Raw genomic sequence first — 23,052 nt, forward strand, 5'->3', positions numbered from 1 at the left:
TGTATTGGAGGCCGCAGTGCCTGTGCGGGCCGTTCACGGCCGCGAACAGGTGACTCGCATTCGCGACGCGGCCACCGCAAGAACGCCGTACGGGCGAGGTGCCGTCTGGGTCCAGTGCCGTGTGGCCGGACAACAGCCAGGAGAGCCATCGCGTGAGCACCGCCAGTTTCCGCAACGTCGCCATCGTCGCGCACGTCGACCACGGAAAGACCACCCTCGTCGACGCCATGCTGCGCCAATCGGGCGCCTTCGCCGAGCGCGCGGAACTCGTCGACCGGGTCATGGACTCCGGTGACCTCGAGCGCGAGAAGGGCATCACGATTCTCGCGAAGAACACCGCTGTGCACCGGCACAACCCCGACGGCACCGTCACCGTCATCAACGTGATCGACACCCCCGGTCACGCCGACTTCGGTGGCGAGGTCGAGCGCGGGCTGTCCATGGTCGACGGCGTGGTCCTGCTCGTCGATGCGTCCGAGGGCCCGCTGCCCCAGACCCGTTTCGTGCTGCGCAAGGCGCTCTCCGCGTCGTTGCCGGTGCTGCTCGTGGTCAACAAGACCGACCGTCCCGACGCCCGCATCGCCGAGGTCGTCGAGGAGACCCACGACCTGCTGCTCGACCTCGCCTCCGACCTCGACGACGAGGCTTCCGAGGCCGCCGAGCAGCTGCTCGACCTGCCGGTCCTGTACGCCTCCGGCCGCGAGGGCAAGGCGTCGACCGAACAGCCCGAGAACGGACAGGCGCCGTCCGCCGAGAATCTCGACGCGCTGTTCGACGTGCTCATGAAATACATCCCCGCCCCCAAGGGCGATCCGGCCGCATCCTTGCAGGCGCACGTCACCAACCTCGACGCCTCCGAGTTCCTCGGCCGCCTGGCGCTGCTGCGCATCCACAACGGCGAACTGCGCAAGGGCCAGACCGTCGCGTGGATGCACGCCGACGGCGTGAAGAACGTGAAGATCACCGAGCTGCTCCAGACCATCGGTGTCGAGCGCCGGCCCGGTGACGTCGCCGTCGCCGGCGACATCGTCGCCGTCGCCGGCATCCCGGACATCATGATCGGCGACACCCTCGCCGATGTGGACAACCCGGTCGCGCTGCCGCGCATCACGGTCGACGAGCCGGCCATCTCGGTGGTCATCGGCACCAACACGTCGCCGCTCGTCGGCCGCGTGCAGGGTCACAAGCTGACCGCGCGCATGGTCAAGTCCCGGCTGGACTCGGAGCTGGTCGGCAACGTGTCGTTGCGCGTGCTCGACATCGGCCGCCCCGACGCGTGGGAGGTGCAGGGCCGCGGCGAGCTGGCGCTGGCCATCCTCGTCGAGCAGATGCGCCGCGAGGGCTTCGAGCTCACCGTCGGCAAGCCGCAGGTGGTCACCCGGCAGGTCGACGGCAAGGTGCACGAGCCGTACGAGGAGCTCACCATCGACAGCCCCGAGGAACACCTCGGCGCGATCACCCAGCTGCTCGCGGCCCGCAAGGGCAAGATGGTGCAGATGTCCAACCACGCCGCCGGGTGGGTGCGCATGGAGTTCATCGTCCCGTCGCGCGGCCTCATCGGGTTCCGCACCGACTTCCTCACCGAGACCCGCGGCACGGGCATCGCCAACGCCGTCTTCCACGGCTACGCCCCGTGGGCCGGCGAGATCCGCGCACGGCATACCGGCTCGCTGGTCTCCGACCGCTCGGGCTCGGTCACGCCGTTCGCGATGATCCAGCTCGGCGACCGCGGCACCTTCTTCGTGGAGCCGGGCAGCGACACCTACGAGGGCCACGTCGTGGGCATCAACCCGCGCGCCGAAGACCTCGACATCAACGTCACCCGCGAGAAGAAGCTCACCAACATGCGCTCCTCCACGGCCGACGTGATGGAAACCCTCGCCAAGCCGATCACCCTGAGCCTCGAGGAGGCCATGGAGTTCTGCGCCTCCGACGAGTGCGTCGAGGTCACCCCGGAGATCCTCCGGGTCCGCAAGGTGCACCTCTCGGCCACCGACCGGGCCCGCGCCCGCTCGCGGGAGAAGGCTCGCAACAAGTAGTCGCGGCACTGGACGAGTAGTGCGGCAGGGGTGGTCCCGGTGCGGCCGGGACCACCGCCGCATCCCGGAGGGAAGGGAGGCCGGATGCGCAGGTTCGCCGGGATCACCGCCGTCGCCGCGGTGCTGGGGTTGTCGGCGTGCACCGCCGATCCGCCGCCGCCGATCGAGCAGACCGAACCCACCCGGACCCCCGCCCCGGTTCCCCAGCTGAACACCGTCGTGGTGGCGGTCGACGACGTGGGCGCCGGGTTCAATCCGCACCTGCTCGCCGACCAGTCGCCCGTCGGCAACACGGTTGCCGGGATGGTGCTGCCGAGCGCGTTCCGGCCCGTGCCCGATCCCGCGCGGCCCGGTGCCACCGTGTGGATGCTCGACGAGTCCGTCCTCGTCTCGGCCGACGTCACCTCGCAGGCGCCGTTCACCATCACCTATCAGGTCCGCGACGAAGCGCAGTGGTCCGACAGCGCACCCATCGCCGCCGAGGACTTCCGGTACCTGTGGCAGCAGATGATCACCGAGCCCGGCGTGGTCGATCCCGCGGGCTACCGCCTCATCGAGGACGTCGGATCCTCCGGCGGCGGCAAGACCGTCACCGTCACCCTGCGCGAGCCCTACCCGGCGTGGCGGGAACTGTTCACCCACCTCCTGCCGGCCCACCTGGTCAAGGACACGCCGGGTGGATTCGCCACGAGCCTCGCCGAATCGATCCCGGTGTCCGGTGGGCAGTTCCATGTCAGGTCCGTCGACCGCGGGCGGGGCGAGATCCTGCTCGAACGCAACGACCGGTTCTGGGGGACCCCGGCCCGGCCCGACCGGATCCTGTTGCGGCGCGGCGGAACCGACGCACAGCTCGCCGAGTCGATGCGCACCGGCGACGCCCAGGTCGCGCAGATGCACGGCGGCGGCTCCGCGCTGCTCGCCCAGCTCGGCGCGATCCCGCACGTGCGCACCGGCACTCAACTCCAGCCCCGCGTCCTGGAACTGACCCTCAACGGCCGCACGACCGAGTTCGCGGATCCGCGCGTGCGCCGCGCCGTCCTCGGACTTCTCGACCCGGACCTGCTGGCCACGGTCGCGGCCGGCACGGAATCGGCCGTGGTCGCGGCCCGTGCACAGGTGCTCGCCCCGTCCGACCCCGGATATGCGCCGAGCATGCCGCCGCGGCCGGGCCGCGAGGAGTCCCTCGCGCTCCTCGCCGCGGCCGGTTACGTACCGGCCGACCCGGCGACGGTCGAAGCGACCCGCACGCCGGTACCGGAAGCGGCGACGACCGGGCTGCTCGCCCACGGAGACGCGCCCCTGGCGCTCGTGCTGGGCGTGCCGGAGAACTCCCCGGTGGCCGACGCCGTCGCCCACACCGCGGCGGACCAGCTGCGCGGAGCCGGCGTCGCGGCCACCGTGACCACGCTGCCGCCCGACGAGCTCTACGGCGAGGCACTCGTCCGGGGAACCGTGCACGCCGTGGTCGGCTGGACCCGCGCCGGCGGCGACCCCGCCACGGCCGCGATGTCCCGATTCGGTTGTCCACCGGCGATTCCCGGGCAGGGGAGCCCCCCGGTCGAGCCGGATCCTGCGCCCGCCCCGGACAGCGGCACCGTGCCCGGCGCCGACACCGCTCCCGGGGGTGACACCGTTCCCGACGACGAGATCGAAGCCGCCGAGGCGCAGCTCGCCGCACCGAGCAACGTGTCCGGGGTGTGCGACCCCGCCCTCGAACCGGAACTCGCCGGCGCCCTGCGCGGCGCCGGCGACGTGCCCGCCGTCCTGGCCGGCGCGCAGCCGAAGCTGTGGGACCTCGCGGTCACCCTGCCGATCCTGCAGGACCGCACCGTGATCGCCGCGGGACCCGGCGTCGAGGGCGTGACCCTGACCGGCGCGATCCCCGCCGGGCCCCTGTCCGATGCGCAGAACTGGTGGAGGACCACCCCGTGACCGACCGAACCGACCCCGCGTCGCGGCGCCTGCTGCTGGTGCACGCCCACCCTGACGACGAATCGATCACCACGGGCGGGACCATCGCGCACTACGCCGCTCGGGCCGCCGAGGTCACCGTCGTGACGTGCACCCTCGGGGAGGAGGGCGAGGTCATCGGGGACGAATGGGCGCAGCTCACCGCCGACCGCGCCGACCAGCTCGGGGGTTACCGCATCCACGAGCTCGGCCGGGCGCTGGCCGCCCTCGGCGTGCCCGCGCCGCGCTTCCTCGGCGGTGCCGGGCACTGGCGCGATTCCGGGATGGCCGGGACCCCGTCGGCTGCGAACCCCCGGGCCTGGGTGAACGCCGACCGGGACGAGGCGGTGGCCGCCCTGGTCGCGGTGATCCGCGAACTGCGCCCGCACGTGGTGGTCACCTACGACCCGGTGGGCGGCTACGGCCACCCCGACCACATCCGGGTGCATCACGTCGTGACCGCGGCCGTCGAGGCCGCGGGGACCGACGCCTACCCGCACGCCGGCCCGCCGTGGGACCCGGCGAAGCTCTACTGGACCGTCACCGAGGCGAGCGCCCTGCGCCGCGGCATCGAGGACATGACCGCCCTGCCCGACGGGTGGCGGCGACCCGGCCCCGACGAGCTGCCGAGCGTGCCCGACGACCAGGTCACCACCGTGGTCGACGTCGCCGACGTGCTCGACGCCAAGCGGGCGGCGCTCGCGGCGCACGCGACCCAGGTGGTCGTGGCACCCGGCGGGGCACAGTTCACCCTGTCCAACCTCGTCGCGCAGCCCGTGCTGGACCAGGAGCACTACGTACTGGTCCGCGGCGACCGCGGCGACGGCCCCGGACGGGAGCGTGACCTCTTCGCCGGGCTGGGTTAGTGTGACCACGAGCACCGGAAAGGTGATCGCGATCACACGAGAGGGTTTCGATGTACAACTGGTCCGTCCAGAACCAGATCGTCGCATTCGTCGATTCGTTGCGTCCCTACGCGGACCAGATCAATGCCGCCTACTACCAGGCGCTCTACGGCTTCGCGGACCAGGCCAGCCACGTGCTCACGCTCATGGGCTACCCGCCCGTGCCGTGATCGGCCGGGACCCGGTGCCCACGGACCCGCGCCCGTGGCGCACTATCGAACCATGACGGTCGATCCCGCCACCACCGCCACGCAGGCCTCCGCGCCCCCGGCGGCGACGCCGCGTACGGGCATCGTCGCCCTGCTGACCTTCGACGGCTTCCTCTGCGCGCTGCTGTCCGTGTTCTTCCTCGGCCTGTACATCGGCACGGTGCCGTTCCCGATCACGATCGTGCTGGCCGGCGCGGCGAACGTGCTGCTGGTGATGGCGATGCGCGCCGAAACCGGATCCACCTCGCGCGCGGCGTGGCCGCTGCTGGCGTGGATCGTCGGATTCGTCCTGTGCCTGGCCGGCGGTCCCGGCGGCGATCAGCTCCTCGTCGCCGACTGGCGGACCCTGCTGCTGCCGGTCGGTGCCCTGGCCCCCGCCGGGTTGTACCTGTTCGTCGCGCGCATGGCCGCCCTCACGAGTGCAGTCCGGCAGCCCGCGCCGCGTCCGTGAGCACGGCGGTGAGCATGGCCGGGGTGAGCCGGCCGGTGAACGTGTTCTGCTGGCTCACGTGATAGCACCCGAACACGTGTAACGGCCCGCGGTCCGCGGCGTCGCCGCGCGGCAGCAGTTCCACCCCCGCCCCGTGCCCGAATCGGGGGCGCGGACGCGGCACGACCCAGCCGGCGTCGTCGAGCACCGGGAACAGCGCCTGCCATCCGAAGCCGCCGAGCACCACGATCGAGCGCAGCGTCGGCGTCAGCAGCTGCAGCTCCGCGTCGAGCCAGGTACGGCACGTGTCCCGTTCCTGCGGCGTCGGCCGGTTGGCCGGGGGCGCGCAGTGCACCGGCGACGTGACGCGGGTGCCGAACAGCTCGAGGCCGTCGCCGCGGTGCGTCGCGGTGGGCTGCGACGCCAGGCCCGCCGCGTGCAGCGCGGCGTAGAGGAAGTCGCCCGAGCGGTCGCCGGTGAACATCCGCCCGGTCCGGTTGCCGCCGTGCGCGGCCGGCGCGAGGCCGACGATCAGCAGAGACGCGTCCGCCGGACCGAACCCGGGCACGGGACGCGCCCAGTACTCCTCGTCGCGGAATGCGGCACGCTTCTCCCGGCCCACCTGCTCGCGCCACGCGACCAGGCGGGGGCAGGCCCGGCACTCGATCAGGCAGGCGTCGAGCGTGGCCAGGTCGCGTGGCCGCCCGATATCCGGGTTCATCGTCGCACCCAGGCGTCGCCGGCGCCGGGTGTGACCGCCTCGACCAGCGCCCACGCCTGCTCCGCGGGAAGGTCCACGACCTCGTAGCGGCCCGTGCCGGCCGGCGTCGCGGCGACGACGGTCGCCACTCCCGCGCGGCGCTGGAAGAACGACTGCCGCACCGTCCAGCCGATGATGCCGTCCGCCTCGAGCGAGACGCGGCGCCGATCCAGTGAGCCCCCGCGGGTGATCAACCACGCCGGCGCGTCCGCCGTTCCGGCGCCGAGCACGGCATGACCCAGGCTGCGGTAGCGATCCCACGCCAGCCCCACCGCCCCCGTCGCGACGACCGCGACCACCGGTATCCACGCCGCCACCGGCACCGTGCGGCCGGTGACCGCGACCGTCGCCGCGGCGGCCGCGACGGCCAGTGCCACGGGCAGCAGCGCCCGGGTGAACCGTCGTCGCCGGGCCGCCGGCCCGTGCGCACGCAGCGGTGCGTCGAGCTGACGGGTGTCGCGCAGCACCGCCGCCGCGACCCGTCGCGCCTCGGCGGACGGCGCGGGCGGCAGCAGCAACGACGACTCGCCGTGCTCGGCGGCGACACCGGTCATCACCGCATCGAGCCGGGCCCCGCCGACCAGGCGCAGCGCCAGCGGCTCGCGCAGGCTCACCCCGCGCAGACGGCGCCGATCCAGGGTGGTGTGCCGGTGCCGCAGCAGGCCGTGCCCCACGCGCAGCATCCGTCCGTCGTCGGTGACCGACAGGTCCGCATAGAGCAGCACGTAGCGCACGCACGCCACCAGGCTCGCCACAACGACAAGGACGAGCAGGCCGAACCCGGCGGCGACGAACGGCCCGGTGGCCTCGACCGACGACAGCCCACGCTCGACGGCGGCCGACTCGCCGAGCCGCTCGGCGAGTCCGTACTGGAAGGCCAGTCCCACCACCGCCGCGACGGTGACCAGCCCCGTGGTCGAGAACGGGGCGTAGCGCACCCAGCCCGGCCGGAACCGGGCGACCTCGGTCTCGGCGGGTGCGACCACCCCGGGCTCCTCGGCCGGCGTCCCCGGGTGCGTGCCGAGCAGGGCGTCGCGCAGCGCCGGCACGGCGCCGATCGCCAGGCCGTTCAGCTCGAACCGGTTGCGGTCCCGGCCGGCGCCGGTGCGCTGCCCGGTCCCGAGCCGGACCACCGCCAGCCCGAGCAGCCGGTGCAGCAGACGCTGCTCGACGTCCACCGACCGGATGCGGCTGCGCGGCACCGACAACAGCTGGCGCTGCAGCAGGCCGCGGCGCAGTTCCACGTGCACCGGCCCGATCCGGTAGGTCGTGGTGAACCAGCGCAGCACGCCGATCCCCACCAGCAGCACCGCCACCGCCAGGCCCCAGCCGTGATTGCCGCTGCTGCTGCCGAGCACCACGGACGCCACGAGCACGGGCAGCAACCGCAGCACCTCCTCGACGGGATGGATCAGCAGCATCCGCGGATCGAGCCGCAACCACGGCTGCTCGGCCTCGGCGGCGAGGGCGGCGGCGTCGGACCGCGCCGGCGGGACGGGGACGTCGCTCACGTGGCGTCCGCCTGGTTGCTGCCGGCGATCGCGGTGAGCCGCGCGGCGGTGGCGTCGGCGACCCCGACGTCGAGGGCGGTGATCGCCACGGCCCCGGCGGACGAGGCGGTGGTGACGGTCACGGTGGCGAGACCGAGCCACCGGTCGAGCGGCCCACGCTCCGTGTCGACGGTCTGGATCCGGGAGATCGGCGCGATCCGGCGCTCCTGGGTGAACCACCCCGAGCGCGTGTACACCGCGGTGTCGGTGATCTCCCAGCGGTGCACCCGGTACCGCCACAGCGGCATCACGCCGACGTGCGCGACGGCGAGAACCGCGGTGACCACGGCGGCGGCGACGTGCCAGCCCGGATACCGGCCGGAGTCGACGATCGCCCACACCACCTGGGCGGCGACGACCGGTACCCACAGCAGTGCCGCGCCCACCGCCCACAGCAGCCGCGCTTTCGGGCTGGGACGCCACGCCGGGTCGGCCATGGTCACCGGTGCCGGCGGGGCGGCATCGCCGACGGCGGTGGGCGGGGGAGCGTCCCGGGTCACGTGGTTCTCCTCGTCGGTGGTGTCCTGTCGGTTCCAGGCTAAGCTGATCGGCGAGCAGACCCGGCAACGCTGCGCCCGGGTTCGGAGTCGACACGAGGAGGAGGACCGCCGTGACCGAATCATCGGAGACCACCGAATTCACGGAACTGCCCGAGGCGGATCGGATCGAGCAGGAGATGCCGGCGGAGGACGAACCGGCCGACGACGAGGTGACCTCGGTCCCGCTCGAGGTGGAGCCTGCGGATGCTCTGGAACAGAGCCGGGTCGTCCCGGGCGACGAGGACTATCCGCGCGAGTGAGCGCGCCGGGGACGTGGCCCCGAGGTGGCATGGGTCCGGCGGGTGGCGCATGATCGGCCAATGACCGATTCGACCCACGACGGTGCCACCCCCGCGACGTTGCCCCTGCCCACGGTCCGCGCCGGCGCGGGCGAGCCCGCCTCGTCCGCGACGGATCCGGCGCGAGTGTCGCCGTCGGGCATGCGACGGGCGTTGCGCCGGGCGCGGGACGGGGCGACGCTCAACGTCGACGAGTCCGCGATCCTGCTCTCGGCGCGTGGTTCGGACCTCGAGGACCTGTGCGCTTCGGCCGCCCGGGTGCGCGACGCCGGTCTGCTCGCGGCGGGCCGGCCGGGCACGGTCACGTATTCCCGGAAGGTGTTCGTGCCGATCACCCGGCTGTGCCGGGACCGCTGCCACTACTGCACGTTCGTGACCGTGCCGGGCAAGCTGCGCGCCGCCGGGCACGGGATGTACCTCGAACCCGACGAGATCCTCGACATCGCCCGGCGTGGATCCGAATTGGGTTGCAAGGAAGCACTTTTCACGCTCGGTGACCGGCCGGAGGACCGCTGGCCCGAGGCGCGGCAGTGGCTCGACGAGCGGGGCTACGACTCGACCCTCGACTATGTGCGCGCGATGGCGATCCGGGTGCTCGAGGAGACCGGGCTGCTGCCGCATCTGAACCCCGGCGTGATGAGCTGGGCCGAGATGTCCCGGCTCAAGCCGGTGGCCCCGTCGATGGGCATGATGCTCGAGACCACGTCGGCCCGGTTGTTCACCGAGCAGGGCGAGTGCCACTACGGCAGCCCCGACAAGGATCCGGCGGTGCGCCTGCAGGTGCTCACCGATGCGGGCCGGCTGTCGGTGCCGTTCACCACCGGCATCCTCGTCGGTATCGGCGAGACGCTCACCGAGCGCGCCGAGTCGATCGCGGCGATTCGTAAGTCCCACAAGGCGTTCGGGCACATCCAGGAAGTGATCGTGCAGAACTTCCGGGCCAAGGACGACACCGCGATGCGCGAGCACGACGACGCCGGGCTCGACGAGTTCCGGGCCGCGATCGCCGTGGCCCGGCTCGTGCTCGGACCGTCCGTGCGCATCCAGGCGCCGCCGAACCTCGTCGCCGCCGACGAGTGCCGTGCGCTGCTCGCCGCGGGCGTCGACGACTGGGGCGGGGTCTCACCCCTGACCCCGGACCACGTCAACCCGGAACGGCCGTGGCCGAACCTGGATCTGCTCGCGCAGCTCAGTGCCGACGCCGGGTTCACCCTCACCGAGCGGATCGCGGCCCAGCCGCAGTACGTCCTGGCGGGGCAGCCGTGGATCGACCCGCGGATCGGTGCTCACGTCCGAGCGCTGGCGGACCCGGAGACCGGTCTGGCCCGGGACGTGACCCCGCAGGGACACCCGTGGCAGGAGCCCGACCTCGACTGGGAGTCCAGCGGCCGCGTGGATCTGAACTCCGGGATCGACGTCACCGGTCGCAACACCGAGTACCGCTCCGACCTCGGCAGCGCCTTCGGCGACTGGGACACCGTGCGCGAGCAGGTCCTTGCGCTCGGCGCGCACGCCCCGGTGCGGTTGGACGGGGACGTGCTCTCCGCGCTGCGCGCCGCCGAGAAGGACCCGGCCGGATGCACCGACGCCCAGTACGTCGCCCTCGCACACGCGGACGGGCCGGGTCTCGAGGCGGTCGTCGCGCTGGCCGATCAGCTGCGCCGCGACACGGTCGGCGACGACGTCACCTACGTGGTGAACCGGAACATCAACTTCACCAACATCTGCTACACCGGCTGCCGGTTCTGCGCGTTCGCGCAGCGCAAGGGTGACGCCGACGCCTTCACCCTGTCCACGTCCGAGGTCGCGGACCGCGCGTGGGAGGCGCACGTCGCCGGCGCCACCGAGGTGTGCATGCAGGGCGGGATCGACCCGGAACTGCCCGTCACCGGCTACGCCGACCTGGTCCGCGCGGTCAAGGAACGGGTGCCGTCGATGCACGTGCACGCGTTCTCCCCGATGGAGATCGCCAACGGCGTCGCCCGCAGCGGCATGTCGGTGCGCGACTGGCTGACCGAGTTGCGCGAGGCCGGCCTCGACACGATCCCCGGCACCGCCGCGGAGATCCTCGACGACGAGGTCCGCTGGGTACTGACCAAGGGCAAGCTGCCGACGGCGGAGTGGGTCGAGGTGGTCACCACCGCGCACGAGGTGGGGCTGCGGTCCAGCTCGACGATGATGTACGGCCACGTCGACCAGCCGCACCACTGGGTGGGGCACCTGAACGTGCTGCGCGGGATCCAGGACCGCACCGGCGGGTTCACGGAGTTCGTGCTGCTGCCGTTCGTGCACCAGTCGTCGCCGCTGTACCTGGCGGGCGCGTCGCGGCCGGGACCGACGATGCGCGACAACCGCGCCGCGCACGCGCTGGCCCGGATCATGCTGCACGGCCGGATCGACAACATCCAGACCAGCTGGGTCAAGCTCGGTGTCGCCGGTACCCAGGCGATGCTGCAGGGTGGAGCCAACGACCTCGGCGGCACCCTGATGGAGGAGACCATCTCCCGGATGGCCGGTTCCCAGCACGGTTCGGAGAAGACCGTGGCCGAACTCGTGGCGATCGCCGAGGGGATCGGTCGGCCGGCCCGCCGACGGACCACCGCCTACGCGCCGGTCGACGGGGGCGCCCTGAGCGGGGCGCGCCCGTGACCCCCAGGCTGGGCGACGGGGTCGTCGCGGCGGCTCTGGACGCGACCGCAGCCGGTGTCGGGCCGCTGTTCGGCCTGGCGTACCTCGACCCGTTCGGGCTCAAGGCCCGCACCTTCGTTCCCACGGTGCGGGAGCGGACGGCGATCGGGCAGGTGCTCGATGCGGCCGCGGCCCTGCTCGACGCGGGTCGCGTGCCGGGCACGGCGGCGTGGGCGGACGCCTCGGAACGGGAGCGCGTGAACTGGTGGATCGGCGGGCTCGGGTCGGTCTCGACGCTGCCCGTCGCGTTCCCGGGGATGCTGGGCGTGCTGGGCCGGATGCTGCCGTTGCAGGACGCCCTCGGCTTTCTCAACCAGGCGGTCGTGCTGCTCGCCGTCGCCCGGGAACGGGGAATCGACGACCGCGACCGGCAGGTGCGGATGCTCGCGGCCGTGCTGTGCCGCCGCGACCTCCCCGGGGGCGGCGACGCCGGGACGGCGCTGTCGTGGGTGCGGCGTCCGGTGCGGTCGACGATCGACCTGGTCCGGGCGGTGAACGCGGAACTCGCACGGCGTCCGCAGCCGGCCGGTGCGTGGCGCGCGCTCGGGGTGCTGCCGCTGGTCGGGGCGCTGGCCGGATACGTCGGTGAACGGGCGGCCCTGTCCCGGGCCGCGGCGGACGGGCAGCAGTGGCTGGCCGCCCACCCGGAACCGGGCTAGTCAGGGCACCCTAACTCCGAGGGCGGTGCCCGCGGCGGGGGATACTGGACGGCGACGGACGCGGAGCGCGCCCCGATTCGGCGTGACCGTGCAGGTCGGCGGGCTACCAGAGAGGCAGGGAGAACACCAGTGACGTACACGATTGCGGAACCGTGCGTGGACGTGTTGGACAAGGCGTGCATCGAAGAATGCCCGGTGGACTGCATCTACGAGGGCGGTCGCATGCTGTACATCCATCCGGACGAGTGCGTGGACTGCGGTGCCTGCGAGCCGGTGTGCCCCGTCGAGGCGATCTTCTACGAGGACGACGTGCCGGACGAGTGGAACGCGTACGTCAAGGCCAACGTCGACTTCTTCGACGACCTCGGGTCCCCGGGCGGCGCCGCCAAGCTCGGCAAGGTCGACTACGACCCGCCGTTCGTCAAGGCGCTGCCCCCCATGGGCGAGGAATAGTGATCGGCGGTACCGTGACGCGCACTCGTCGTTCGGTGGCCGCGAGCCTGCCGGACTTTCCGTGGGACTCGCTGACCGCCGCGAAGGAGAAGGCGGCCGCGCACCCGGACGGCATCGTCAACCTCTCGGTGGGCACGCCCGTCGATCCGGTCGCACCGATCATCCGTGACGCGCTGCTCGCCGTCGCCGACGTGCCCGGCTACCCGACCACGCACGGCACCGACGAGCTGCGGGCCGCCGCCGTCGGGGCGCTGGCCCGCCGCTACGGCGTCACCGGCATCGACGAGTCCGCGATCCTGCCCGCCGTCGGCACCAAGGAGATGATCGCCTGGCTGCCGAGCCTCCTCGGCCTCGGCGGCGGTGACCTCGTGGTGATCCCCGAACTGGCGTACCCGACGTACGAGGTGGGCGCCCTGCTCGCGGGCACCCGGATCATCCGTGCCGACGGGCTCAACCGGCTGGGACCCGAGGGCGCGGCGCTGGTGTTCGTGAACTCGCCGTCGAACCCCACGGGCAAGGTGCTCGGCCTCGAACACCTGCGCAAGGTGGTGGACTGGGCCCGCAGCCGCGACGCGATCGTCGTCTCCGACGAGTGCTACCTGGGCCTGACCTGGGAGGGTGAGGCGCTGTCCGTCCTGCACCCGAGCGTGTGCGACGGCGACCACACCAACCTGCTCGCCGTGCACTCGCTGTCGAAGACGTCCAACCTGGCCAGCTACCGGGCCGGCTTCGTCACCGGCGACGCCGGACTCGTCGCCGACCTGCTCGAGGTGCGCAAGCACGCCGGGATGATGGTGCCGCTGCCGATCCAGTCGGCGATGACCGCCGCCCTGAACGACGACGGACACGAGAACGCGCAACGCGAGCTGTACCGCGCGCGCCGCGAGATCCTGCTCGCGGCCGTCCGGGGCGCCGGGTTCACCGTCGACCATTCCGAGGCCGGCCTGTACCTGTGGGCCGGCCGGGGCGAGGAGTGCCGCGCGACGGTCGACTGGTTCGCCGAACGCGGGATCCTCGTGGCACCCGGTGAGTTCTACGGTCCCGGGGGCGTCCAGCACGTGCGGATCGCGCTGACCGCCTCGGACGAGCGGATCGCCGCCGCCGCGCAACGACTGGCGTGAGCCGTGCTCGGCGGTGGACCCACCACCGCCGAGCAGCGGAAGCGCCGTTGCCCGAGCAGGATTGCCGTATGCAGGGCGGTGTTCGGCGCTACCCTGGGCCCAGGGAGGCCCCATGGACGCCGTCACTGCAGTTCCTGCGCCGGCCAACGAGCCGGTCCACACCTACGCTCCCGGCAGCCCGGAGCGGGAGCGTCTCACCGCCAAGCTGAAGGAGCTCGCGGCCGAACCGGTGGACGTCTCGCACGTCCTCGGCGGCGAGCACGTGCACGGTGAGGGCGATCGCTTCGACATCGTGCAGCCCCACAACCATCGTGCGGTGCTCGGCACGCTGCGCAACGCCACCCCCGCGGACGCGACGGCGGCCGTCGAGGCGGCGACGGCCGCGGCTCCCGCGTGGCGGGAGATGTCGTTCGACGCCCGCGCGGCCGTGCTGCTGCGGGCCGCCGACCTGCTCGCCGGGCCGTGGCGGGAGACCGTCGCGGCCGCGACCATGCTCGGGCAGTCCAAGTCGGTGCAGCAGGCGGAGATCGACGCGCCGTGCGAACTCGTCGACTTCTGGCGGTTCAACGTGCACTTCGCCCGCGCCCTGCTCGCCGACCAGCCGTACTCGTCGCCCGGCGTGTGGAACCGGATGGACTACCGGCCGCTCGAGGGATTCGTGTACGCGATCACCCCGTTCAACTTCACCGCGATCGCCGGGAACCTGCCCACCGCTCCGGCGCTGCTGGGCAACACCGTGGTGTGGAAGCCCGCACCGACGCAGTCCCTGGCGGCGTACTGGACGATGCGCCTGCTCGAGGCGGCGGGGATGCCGCCCGGCGTGATCAACCTGATCACCGGGGACGGCCGGGTCGCGTCGGAGGTGCTCCTGCGCGACCCGCGGCTGGCCGGTATCCACTTCACCGGCTCGACCCGGACGTTCCAGCACCTGTGGCGGGAGGTCGGGGCCCACATCGACGGCTACCGCACGTATCCGCGGCTGGTGGGGGAGACCGGCGGCAAGGACTTCGTCCTCGCGCATCCGTCGGCCGATCCGGGCGTGCTGTCCACGGCCCTGATCCGGGGAGCCTTCGAATACCAGGGTCAGAAGTGCTCGGCGGCCTCGCGGGCGTTCGTGCCCCGCTCCCTGTGGCGGCGCATGCGCACCGAGTTCCTCGACGAGGTCGAGAGCCTGACCTACGGCGACGTGACCGATCTGTCGAACTTCGGGGGCGCCCTGATCGACCGGACCGCCTACGAGAAGGTCGTCGGCGCGCTCGAGCGGGCCCGCGACCGCGAGTCGATCGAGATCGCCGTGGGCGGTGGGTACGACCAGTGGGTCGGCTGGTTCGTGCGGCCCACCGTCCTGCTCACCGACGATCCGGGTGACGAGGCGATGTGCACGGAGTACTTCGGCCCGGTGCTGAGCGTGTACGTCTACGACGACGCGGAGCCGGACGCATGGGGACGCGTGCTCGACCTCGTCGACCGGGGCGCCCCCTACGCGCTCACCGGTTCGGTGATCGCCGAGGACCGTGCGGCGGTCGAGGAGGCCACCGCCGCGCTGCGGTTCGCGGCCGGCAACTTCTACGTCAACGACAAGCCCACCGGCGCGGTGGTGGGGCAGCAGCCCTTCGGCGGGGGACGGGCGTCCGGCACGGACGACAAGGCGGGCTCGCCGCTGAACCTGCTGCGCTGGGTGTCGGCGCGGACGATCAAGGAGACGTTCGTGCCGCCCACCGACTACCGGTATCCGCACATGAAGGGCGGGTGAGGTCCGTGGTCTCGGCGAAACCGGTGCCGGCGCCGCCCGCGCCGTCGCGGGCGTTGCCGCGGCTGGCGTCGAACCCGCTGCGACCGGTGATCCTCGCGGCAGCCAAGTCGTCGCGCGTCCGGGCGCTGGTCACCGCGGCGCCGCCCACCCGGCGGCTCGTGGACCGGTTCGTCGCCGGCGACACCCGCGCCGACGCCTTGGCAGCGACGAAGGCCCTGCTCGACACGGGGCGTTCGGTGAGCATCGACCATCTCGGCGAGGACACCACCGACCGTGCGCAGGCCCGGGCGATCGTCGCGGAGTACGAGGCGCTGATCGCCGACCTGGCTTCGTCGTCCGGGGCCGGCGGCCCGGTGCCGGCGGTGGAGGTGTCGGTCAAGCTCACCGCGTTGGGTCTGGCGCTCGGCGCCGAAGGTCCCGCCGTCGCGCTCGGGCACGCCCGGCAGATCTGTGCGGCCGCCGCCGAGGCGGGGGTGTGGGTCACCGTCGACGCCGAGGACCACACCACCACCGACGCCACCCTGTCGATCGTGCGGCGGCTGCGTGCGGACTACCCGTGGGTGGGTGCCGTGCTGCAGGCCTACCTGCACCGCACCGAGTCGGACTGCCGGGAGCTGTCCGGCCCGGGCTCGCGGGTGCGGCTGTGCAAGGGCGCCTACCGCGAACCGGCGTCGGTGGCGTACCAGGACGCCGCCGAGGTGGACGCCTCGTACCTGCGCTGCCTGCGGGTACTCATGGCCGGGCAGGGTTATCCGATGGTGGCCTCGCACGACCCGGCGATCGTGGCGGCCGCGGGACCGCTCGCCGCCGAGTACGCCCGCGGCCCGGACGGATTCGAGCATCAGATGCTGTACGGGATCCGCGACCTCGAACAGCGTCGGCTCGCCGATGCCGGGCACCGCATGCGGGTGTACGTCCCCTACGGGGCGCAGTGGTACGGCTACCTGATGCGGCGGCTCGCGGAGCGGCCCTCGAACCTGAAGTTCTTCCTGCGCTCGGTGGTGTCACGGGGTTGACGACCCGGCGCCGGGAGAGCGGACCCGCCGTCGCCGGAACCGGACGCCGGGTACGTCCGCAGGTACATTGACGCCCGTGAGCACCTCCGACGCCGCCCCCGGTTCGGTGCTCCTGCTCGCCCTCGTCGCGGCGCTCGCGGTGCTGCTCGCCCAGCGTCGACTCGCGGTGCCGCCGGGGCGGCTGCTGTGGCCACCGCCGGTGACGGCGCTGGTGCTGTGGCTCGTCGTCGCGGTCCCGTCGCTGCTGCGCCTGGCCGTGCCGTCACTGCTCGGAACGTTCGGCCGCGACCCGCTGCGGATCCGTGCCGAGGAGGAATGGTGGCGGGTCCTGACCTCGGTGCTCGTGCAGGACGGCGGCGTGCTCCTCACCCTCGTCAACCTGGTCCTCCTCGCCGTCGTCGCGACCGTCGCGGTGCGGGTGTGGGGGCCGGGCCGGGCGATCGGGTTGTTCGCGGTGAGCCAGCTGCTGTTCGGACTGTTCACCGCGTTCGTCTCCCCGTCGACCGGGGCGGGCAGCTCCGGTGTGTCGTTCGCGGTCGCCGGGTCGATCGCGGGTCTGTGGCTGGCGGTCGGTGCCCGCGGCGCCGTGCTCGCGGCCGCCGTCGGCAGCTGCCTCGCCGGCGCGGTGCTGGTGGCGGCCGGGGACGGGCACGGCGTGGCCGTCCTCGTCGGTGCGCTGCTCGGTGCGGTGCTCGGGACGGTGGCGCCGCCGCGCCGCGCCGTCCTCTCGGCGGCTGTGCGATCCTGACCGACGTGTCTTCGCTGCTTCGTTCCCTCAACCCTCTGGCCGTCGCGCGCGGCGACGACCTGCCCGACGCCGTCCGCATCGACGGCCACACGCTCTCGCGCAGCGACATCCTCGGCGCGGCCGGCGCCCTCGCCCGCCGCATCGGCGGAGCCGAACGTCTCGCGGTGCTCGCCGCGCCGACGGCGACCACGGTGGTCGCGGTCGTGGGCTGCCTGCTGGCCGGGGTCACCGTCGTCCCGGTGCCACCGGACTCCGGTCCCGCAGAACGCGAGCACATCCTGCGCGACTCGGGCGCGCAGGCGTGGCTCGGGGACGCGCCGGACGAGCCCGGCCTGCCCGTGGTGCCGGTGCGGCTGCACGCCCGCGACTGGCACAGCCACCCGGAACCCGATCCGTCCCGCACGGCGTTCGTGCTGTACACCTCCGGCACCACCGGGGCACCGAAGGGCGTGCTGCTGAGCCGCCGTGCGATCGCGGCCGGAATCGACGCCCTGGCCGAGGCATGGGACTGGACCGAACGCGACACCCTGGTGCACGGGCTGCCCCTGTTCCACGTGCACGGCCTGATCCTCGGAGTGCTCGGTCCGCTGCGCGTCGGCAGCCGGCTCGTCCACACCGGCAGGCCCACCCCGGAGGCGTACGCCCAGGCCCACGGCACCCTGTACTTCGGGGTGCCGACGGTGTGGTCGCGCGTGGTCGAGGACGAGGAGTCCGCGAAGGCCCTGAGCGGCGCGCGGCTGCTCGTGTCCGGCAGTGCGCCGCTGCCCGTCCCCGTGTTCGAGCGCCTGCGCGAGCTGACGGGACTCACCCCGATCGAGCGGTACGGGATGAGCGAGACGATGCTGACGCTGAGCACCCGGACCGACGGGGAGCGCCGTCCCGGATGGGTGGGTACCCCGGTGCGCGGTGTCGAGACCCGGCTGCGCGACGAGCACGGCCACGACGTCCCCCACGACGGGGAGAGCATCGGCGGACTGCAGGTGCGCGGACCGATGTTGTTCGACGGCTATCTGAACCGTCCCGACGCCACAGCCGCGGCCTGGACCCCGGACGGGTGGTTCGTCACCGGTGATGTCGCGGCGATCGACGCAGGTGGGTTCCACCGCATCGTCGGCCGCGAGTCGACGGACCTGATCAAGACCGGCGGGTTCCGGGTCGGGGCCGGCGAGATCGAAACCGTGCTGCTCGGCGATCCGTCCGTGCGGGAGGTCGCGGTGGTGGGAGTCCCCGACGACGATCTGGGCCAGCGCATCGTCGCGTTCGTGGTGCCCGCACCGGGCGGCCCGGCCGTCGACCCGGCCGCGCTGATCGAGCTCGTGGCCCGTCAGCTCTCCGTGCACAAGCGCCCGCGCGAGGTGCGCGTGGTGGACACCCTCCCGCGCAACGCGATGGGCAAGGTCCAGAAGAAGCAGCTGCTGACCTGACCGCACCCCCGGCGACGGCTCCGAGTGTGAGCCACGTCGCCGCGGGCCTTGTCCGATTCGCGCAGGGCACGTACCTTCCTACGGCAGAGTAAGATCGTTCTCTTTCCGGAGTCATGGGGGGTTCCGCGGAATGTCGGTGTCCGAATTCGGTTCCAGGCCCGGGGTGGCGTTCGTCGTCGACGGAAGGCCCGCCTCGGTCCCGCTGCGCGACCTGCGCGCGGTCGCCCGCAAACTGGTCGCGCACTTCGCGGACAACGTCGCGCCGTGTTCCCTGGAGCCGGGCGACACCCTGCGCGGCGACGTCACGGAGATCACCGTCCGGTGCCTGCGCCTGGCGATCCAGGTGCTCGACACGGGCGAGCTGCCGACCGACTCCGATCTGTCGGAGCTGCGCAGCAGCGCCGCCCAGTGGGCGCGCGCGGGATTCCGGCTGGAATACATGCTGCGGATCTACCACGAGGGCATCCGGCTCGGCTGGGAACTCGTCACCGCCCGGGCCCGGGAGGGCGACGTCGAATCGGTCGCGACCGCGTCGCGGCTGTGGATGGCGCTGCTCGAACACGTCACCGTCGCCGCGACGACCGGGTTCGTCGCCGAGCTCGAGGCGATGCGCCGCAACCGCGACGTCGCGGCCCAGGAACTCGTGACCGCCCTGCTCGGCGGGCAGGACGCCGCCGCCGTCGCGCGCCGGTGCGGGCTCGAGCTGGCCGAGCGGTACACGGTGCTCGGGGTGCGGCTCGACCGGCATCCGGACGAGCGCAACCCGCACGTGCGGCCGGAGGTCGTCGCCCGGCGCACCCTGCGGCGGCTCGAGACCGAACTGGACCGGGTGTGCGACGGCCGGCAGCTGACCATGCTCGGACCCGAGGGCGGCACCGTGCTGCTCGGCGACACCCCGGACGAGCACATCCGCACCGTGCTCTACGAGCGGGTCGCCCGTGCCGCCGGGGTGCCGGTGACGATGTCGCTCGTCGAGTCGGACGTCCCGGGTATTCCCGCCGCGGCCCACCAGGCACACGAACTGCTCGAACTGGTCGGTCACCTGCGCCGGCCCGCAGGCGTGTACCGGATGCAGGACCTGGCATTCGAATACCAGCTGACCCGCCCCGGGCCGGCCCGCGAGCATCTCGTGCGGGTGCTCGATCCGCTGACCCACGCGCCCGAGCTGGTGGAGACCCTCGAAACCCACATCGCCCACGAACTGAGCCGCCAGCGCACCGCCCGGAGCCTGCACGTGCACGCCAACACCGTGGACTACCGGCTCAAGCGCGTCGCGCAGCTCACCGGCTTCGACCCGACCGTCCCCTCCGGGCTGCGGCATCTGCACGCCGCCCTGGTCGCGCGACGGCTCCAGGCCGGCGCGGAAACCGGCGGCCCACCTCGGGACGGCACGTGAGACCGGACCGTTACGATGTGGCGCAGATCATGACGACGGTGTGTGCCGCGCGGCCCGGCACCGGCAGGGGAGGACCAGATGGCAGGAGGCCGCCACAGTGCGCGGACGACACGTGACGGCCGATCGACCCGGGTAGTCGTACTCGTCGGGGTGGCGGTCGTGGCGTTCGCGGCGGCCGGTGTCGGCGTGGTCCGTGCCCTGGCCGGCGGATGCGACACCGTCGAGCAGTACAGCCTCGCCGTCGCCCCGAGCATCGAACCGGCTGTGAGTTCCGTTCTGTCGGGGGGCGCGGACACGCGGTGCTACGAGTTCACGGTCGACGCCGCCGAACCGGGTGACGTCGCCGGGTTGCTCGGCAAGGGAATCGACGCGCCCGACCTGTGGATTCCGGACGCCCGCTGGTGGGCGAGCCGTGCGGCACCGACTGCCGCCGGGCCGGTACAGATGATCGCGGGCGCGGTCGCGAGCACCCCCGCGGTCCTGGTGGGACCGCCCGGGCAGGTTCCGGAGGTGCCCACCTGGCGGGCCGCCCTGGCGATTCCCGATCTGGTGCTGGGCAATCCGCTCCGCACCGGGGTGGCCGCCGCCCCGATCCGGGCGGCCCTGGCGGAGACCCAGGACGACCCCGTCGCGGTCGGCACGGTGCGGACCGCGATGGTGCCGCTGGCTCAGCAGGAGAGCATTCGCACCGAGGAGGCACCCAGCGGTGCGGACCTACTGGCCGCGGCCGGTGCCGACGACGCTGTCGGAATCTCCACCGAGCAGCAGGTGCTGGCGTTCTCGGAGGCGAACGAGTCCGCTCTCGAGAGCCGGGTACCGGCGAACGGCAGCATCCTGCTGGAATACCCGGTGGTGGTGACGTCGCCCGTCCCCGACCGGCACCATCGCGCGACGGACGCCGCGCGGGTGCTGGTCGACGTGCTGGGCACGGAGGACGCCCTCGAGGTGCTGCACGACGAGGGATTCCGCGGACCCGACGGCGAGCCGCTGCCCGAAGGGCGCGGCATCGGGGGTGTGCCGCTGCTGTCGCTGCGGGACGAGGCGATGGCGGAGGAGGCGCTCGGCGCCTGGTCGTTGATGGCACTGCCGATCCGCACGCTCGTCGCGATCGACGTGTCCGGTTCGATGCAGTTCCCGGCCGGTGACGGCACCCGCATGGACCTGACGGTGCGGGCCGCCCTCGCGGGCAATGCGATGTTCCCCGACAGCGTCTCGGCGGGACTGTGGGCCTTCTCGCAGAACCTCGGCGGCGAGGGCCAGGACTACGTCGAGCTGGTGCCGATCCGGCGGTACGACACCGATGTCGACGGGCGCACCCAGCGGGAGGTGATGGCGGCCCAGGCGGAGAAGGTGCCCGGTCTGGTCGGCGGCGGCACCGGCCTGTACGACACGACCCTCGCGGCGTTCCGTGCCGTCCAGCGGAGCTACGACCCGCGCGCGGTCAACAGCGTCATCGTCCTCACCGACGGCGCGAACGAGGACCCCGACAGCATCACCGAGGCGCAGCTCCTCGACATCCTCGCGCGTGAGCAGGATCCGGCGCGGCCGGTGATCGTCGTGACGATCGGCATCACGGAGGACGCGGACGCGCGGACCCTCGCCGAGATCTCCCGGGTGACCAGCGGCTCGAGCTACGTCGCGCGCGACCCCGCGGACATCGCGAACGTCTTCGTCAACGCGCTCGCCGACCGGGGCGAGCGCTGAAGGTCGCCGGCGGGAACCCGGACTACTGCACTCTCGCGCGGGCGCGGCGCTGCCACAGTTGCGACACCGCGGCGATGAACAGGAACAGCACAGCCGTCGAGGCGAGCTGGATCCGGGCGGCGGGATCGAACAACATGAGCACGATGAACGCGCCGAGCATGCCGAGGGTGAGCCAGCTCAGGTAGGGGAACGCCCACATCCGGACGGTGAGGCGGCCCTCCTGTTCCAGGGTCGGCCGCAGCCGCAGGTGGGAGACGACGACGAAGATCCAGATCGCCAGCAGGGCGGAGCCGACCGCGTTGAGCAGGATGCCGAGGATGTCCTCGGGCAGCCACCAGTTCAGCAGGACCGAGACGAATCCGAAGAACACGGACAGCAGCACGGCGTTGCGGGGGACGCCCGTGCGGGAGAGCTTCGCGAGCACGGTCGGACCGTCGCCGCCCCGGGCGAGGGAGTAGGCCATGCGTGAGGTGCCGTAGACGTTGGCGTTGAAGGCCGACAGCAGGGCGATCACCACGACGAGCTCCATGAAACCCGACACGTAGGGGAGGCCGGCGATGTCGAGGACACTGACGAACGGCGAGGTCTCACCGCTCGCGGACGTCCACGGCAGCACCAGCACCATGATCGAGATCGAGCCGAGGTAGAACAGGCTGATACGCCATACGACGGTGCGCACCGCGGTCGCGATGGACCGCTCGGGGTCGCGCGACTCGGCCGCGGCGATGGTGACGATCTCGATGCCGCCGAAGGCGAAGGCGACGGCCAGCAGGCCGGCGGCGATGCCGGCGAGGCCGTTGGGTGCGAATCCGTCGCCGTCGCCGAGCAGGTGGGTCAGCCCCACCGGCTCGGTGTCCGGCAGCAGGCCGAACACCAGCAGCACTCCGATGACGAGGAAGGCGATGATGACCGCGACCTTCAGCGCCGCGAACCAGAACTCGAACTCGCCGAAGTTGGCAACCTTCGCGAGGTTCACCACCGCGAAGAACGTGACGAACACCAGGGCCACGACCCATTGCGGCACACCCGGCAGCCAGCTGCTCACGATCGCCGAGGCGCCGGTGATCTCCACGCCCAGGACCATGATCAGCATGAACCAGTAGAGCCAGCCCATCGTGAACCCGGCCCATTCGCCGATGCCGATGCGGGCGTAGTGGGAGAAGGATCCGCTGGCCGGAAGAGCCGCCCCCATCTCGCCGAGCATGCGCATCACGAAGACGATCATGATGCCGGCGAGGACGTAGGAGACGATCACCGCGGGCCCGGCGGCGGCGATGCCGACGCCGGACCCGAGGAACAGGCCTGCGCCGATCGCGGAACCGAGTCCCATCATCGTCAGGTGCCGGACCTTGAGTCCGTGCTCGAGGTGGTCGGCTTCGGTGAGGGTGTGCTCGGTTTTCGACACGATC

Annotated in this window: 20 protein-coding genes; 16 read left to right on the forward strand and 4 right to left on the reverse strand. The window is 72.6% G+C overall.

Annotated elements, in window-relative coordinates; genetic code table 11:
- Positions 1–152 precede the first annotated feature (152 nt).
- The 5 genes from typA to LZP97_RS02625 all read left to right on the forward strand — a co-directional run bounded on the left by typA (position 153) and on the right by LZP97_RS02625 (position 5,554).
- Positions 153–2,039 carry a translational GTPase TypA gene (gene typA / locus LZP97_RS02605; RefSeq protein WP_010592480.1) on the forward strand — a complete coding sequence of 629 codons (1,887 nt, stop codon included), beginning with the start codon at positions 153–155 and terminating at the stop codon, positions 2,037–2,039.
- A gap of 84 nt (positions 2,040–2,123) precedes the next feature.
- Positions 2,124–3,971 (forward strand): ABC transporter family substrate-binding protein, encoded by a 1,848-nt coding sequence (locus LZP97_RS02610; protein ID WP_048771772.1) that lies wholly within the window; start codon positions 2,124–2,126, stop codon positions 3,969–3,971.
- Complete coding sequence (gene mshB, locus LZP97_RS02615) at positions 3,968–4,855, forward strand: N-acetyl-1-D-myo-inositol-2-amino-2-deoxy-alpha-D-glucopyranoside deacetylase (protein WP_010592478.1); 888 nt, start codon at positions 3,968–3,970, stop codon at positions 4,853–4,855. Before LZP97_RS02610 ends, mshB begins: the two co-directional genes overlap by 4 nt.
- A gap of 50 nt (positions 4,856–4,905) precedes the next feature.
- Positions 4,906–5,064: a hypothetical protein gene (locus LZP97_RS02620; protein ID WP_006933951.1), complete on the forward strand. Its 159-nt coding sequence runs from the start codon at positions 4,906–4,908 to the stop codon at positions 5,062–5,064.
- A gap of 52 nt (positions 5,065–5,116) precedes the next feature.
- Positions 5,117–5,554: a hypothetical protein gene (locus LZP97_RS02625; protein ID WP_048771770.1), complete on the forward strand. Its 438-nt coding sequence runs from the start codon at positions 5,117–5,119 to the stop codon at positions 5,552–5,554.
- Here the strand turns inward: LZP97_RS02625 and LZP97_RS02630 are convergent.
- Genes LZP97_RS02630 through LZP97_RS02640 form a run of 3 tightly spaced genes read right to left on the reverse strand, consistent with a single transcriptional unit; the run spans position 5,517 to position 8,343 of the window.
- Complete coding sequence (locus tag LZP97_RS02630) at positions 5,517–6,254, reverse strand: uracil-DNA glycosylase (protein ID WP_010592476.1); 738 nt, start codon at positions 6,252–6,254, stop codon at positions 5,517–5,519. The two genes, LZP97_RS02625 and LZP97_RS02630, sit on opposite strands and share 38 nt — an antisense overlap.
- Positions 6,251–7,804 carry a PH domain-containing protein gene (locus LZP97_RS02635; protein ID WP_017680212.1) on the reverse strand — a complete coding sequence of 518 codons (1,554 nt, stop codon included), beginning with the start codon at positions 7,802–7,804 and terminating at the stop codon, positions 6,251–6,253. The genes LZP97_RS02630 and LZP97_RS02635 overlap by 4 nt, the downstream gene beginning before the upstream one ends.
- Positions 7,801–8,343: a PH domain-containing protein gene (locus LZP97_RS02640; RefSeq protein ID WP_010592473.1), complete on the reverse strand. Its 543-nt coding sequence runs from the start codon at positions 8,341–8,343 to the stop codon at positions 7,801–7,803. The genes LZP97_RS02635 and LZP97_RS02640 overlap by 4 nt, the downstream gene beginning before the upstream one ends.
- A 110-nt stretch (positions 8,344–8,453) precedes the next feature.
- On the opposite strand from LZP97_RS02640, the gene LZP97_RS02645 reads away from it, so the two are divergent.
- From LZP97_RS02645 to LZP97_RS02695, 11 genes are all read left to right on the forward strand, one after another.
- The gene (locus LZP97_RS02645) at positions 8,454–8,642 is read left to right on the forward strand and encodes a hypothetical protein (RefSeq protein ID WP_010592472.1); all 189 of its coding nucleotides are present in this window, start codon (positions 8,454–8,456) and stop codon (positions 8,640–8,642) included.
- Between the two features lie 60 nt (positions 8,643–8,702).
- Positions 8,703–11,330: a bifunctional FO biosynthesis protein CofGH gene (locus tag LZP97_RS02650; protein ID WP_010592471.1), complete on the forward strand. Its 2,628-nt coding sequence runs from the start codon at positions 8,703–8,705 to the stop codon at positions 11,328–11,330.
- Positions 11,327–12,028 (forward strand): hypothetical protein, encoded by a 702-nt coding sequence (locus LZP97_RS02655; RefSeq protein WP_010592470.1) that lies wholly within the window; start codon positions 11,327–11,329, stop codon positions 12,026–12,028. The genes LZP97_RS02650 and LZP97_RS02655 overlap by 4 nt, the downstream gene beginning before the upstream one ends.
- Positions 12,029–12,157: 129 nt before the next feature.
- Positions 12,158–12,481, forward strand: coding sequence for a ferredoxin (gene fdxA, locus LZP97_RS02660; protein WP_003936066.1), 324 nt, complete (start codon positions 12,158–12,160; stop codon positions 12,479–12,481).
- Complete coding sequence (gene dapC / locus LZP97_RS02665) at positions 12,481–13,602, forward strand: succinyldiaminopimelate transaminase (RefSeq protein ID WP_017680209.1); 1,122 nt, start codon at positions 12,481–12,483, stop codon at positions 13,600–13,602. Before fdxA ends, dapC begins: the two co-directional genes overlap by 1 nt.
- A 112-nt stretch (positions 13,603–13,714) precedes the next feature.
- Positions 13,715–15,355, forward strand: coding sequence for an L-glutamate gamma-semialdehyde dehydrogenase (gene pruA, locus LZP97_RS02670; protein ID WP_010592468.1), 1,641 nt, complete (start codon positions 13,715–13,717; stop codon positions 15,353–15,355).
- Positions 15,352–16,371, forward strand: coding sequence for a proline dehydrogenase family protein (locus tag LZP97_RS02675; RefSeq protein WP_048771766.1), 1,020 nt, complete (start codon positions 15,352–15,354; stop codon positions 16,369–16,371). Before pruA ends, LZP97_RS02675 begins: the two co-directional genes overlap by 4 nt.
- A 76-nt stretch (positions 16,372–16,447) precedes the next feature.
- A complete protein-coding gene (locus LZP97_RS02680) occupies positions 16,448–17,119 on the forward strand; it encodes a rhomboid family intramembrane serine protease (protein ID WP_017680207.1) in 672 nt (223 codons plus the stop codon).
- 5 nt (positions 17,120–17,124) lie between these two features.
- Complete coding sequence (locus tag LZP97_RS02685) at positions 17,125–18,543, forward strand: acyl-CoA synthetase (protein WP_048771764.1); 1,419 nt, start codon at positions 17,125–17,127, stop codon at positions 18,541–18,543.
- Between the two features lie 130 nt (positions 18,544–18,673).
- On the forward strand, positions 18,674–19,939 hold the full coding sequence (locus LZP97_RS02690; protein ID WP_010592464.1) for a PucR family transcriptional regulator: 1,266 nt from the start codon (positions 18,674–18,676) through the stop codon (positions 19,937–19,939).
- 150 nt (positions 19,940–20,089) lie between these two features.
- A complete protein-coding gene (locus LZP97_RS02695) occupies positions 20,090–21,643 on the forward strand; it encodes a substrate-binding domain-containing protein (RefSeq protein WP_010592463.1) in 1,554 nt (517 codons plus the stop codon).
- A gap of 22 nt (positions 21,644–21,665) precedes the next feature.
- On the opposite strand, the gene LZP97_RS02700 is transcribed toward LZP97_RS02695, so the two are convergent.
- Positions 21,666–23,048, reverse strand: coding sequence for an amino acid permease (locus LZP97_RS02700; RefSeq protein WP_010592462.1), 1,383 nt, complete (start codon positions 23,046–23,048; stop codon positions 21,666–21,668).
- Between the last annotated feature and the right edge of the window lie 4 nt (positions 23,049–23,052).

The sequence above is a fragment of the Rhodococcus sp. DMF-1 genome (assembly GCF_021441945.1).
Lineage (GTDB): Bacteria > Actinomycetota > Actinomycetes > Mycobacteriales > Mycobacteriaceae > Rhodococcus > Rhodococcus ruber.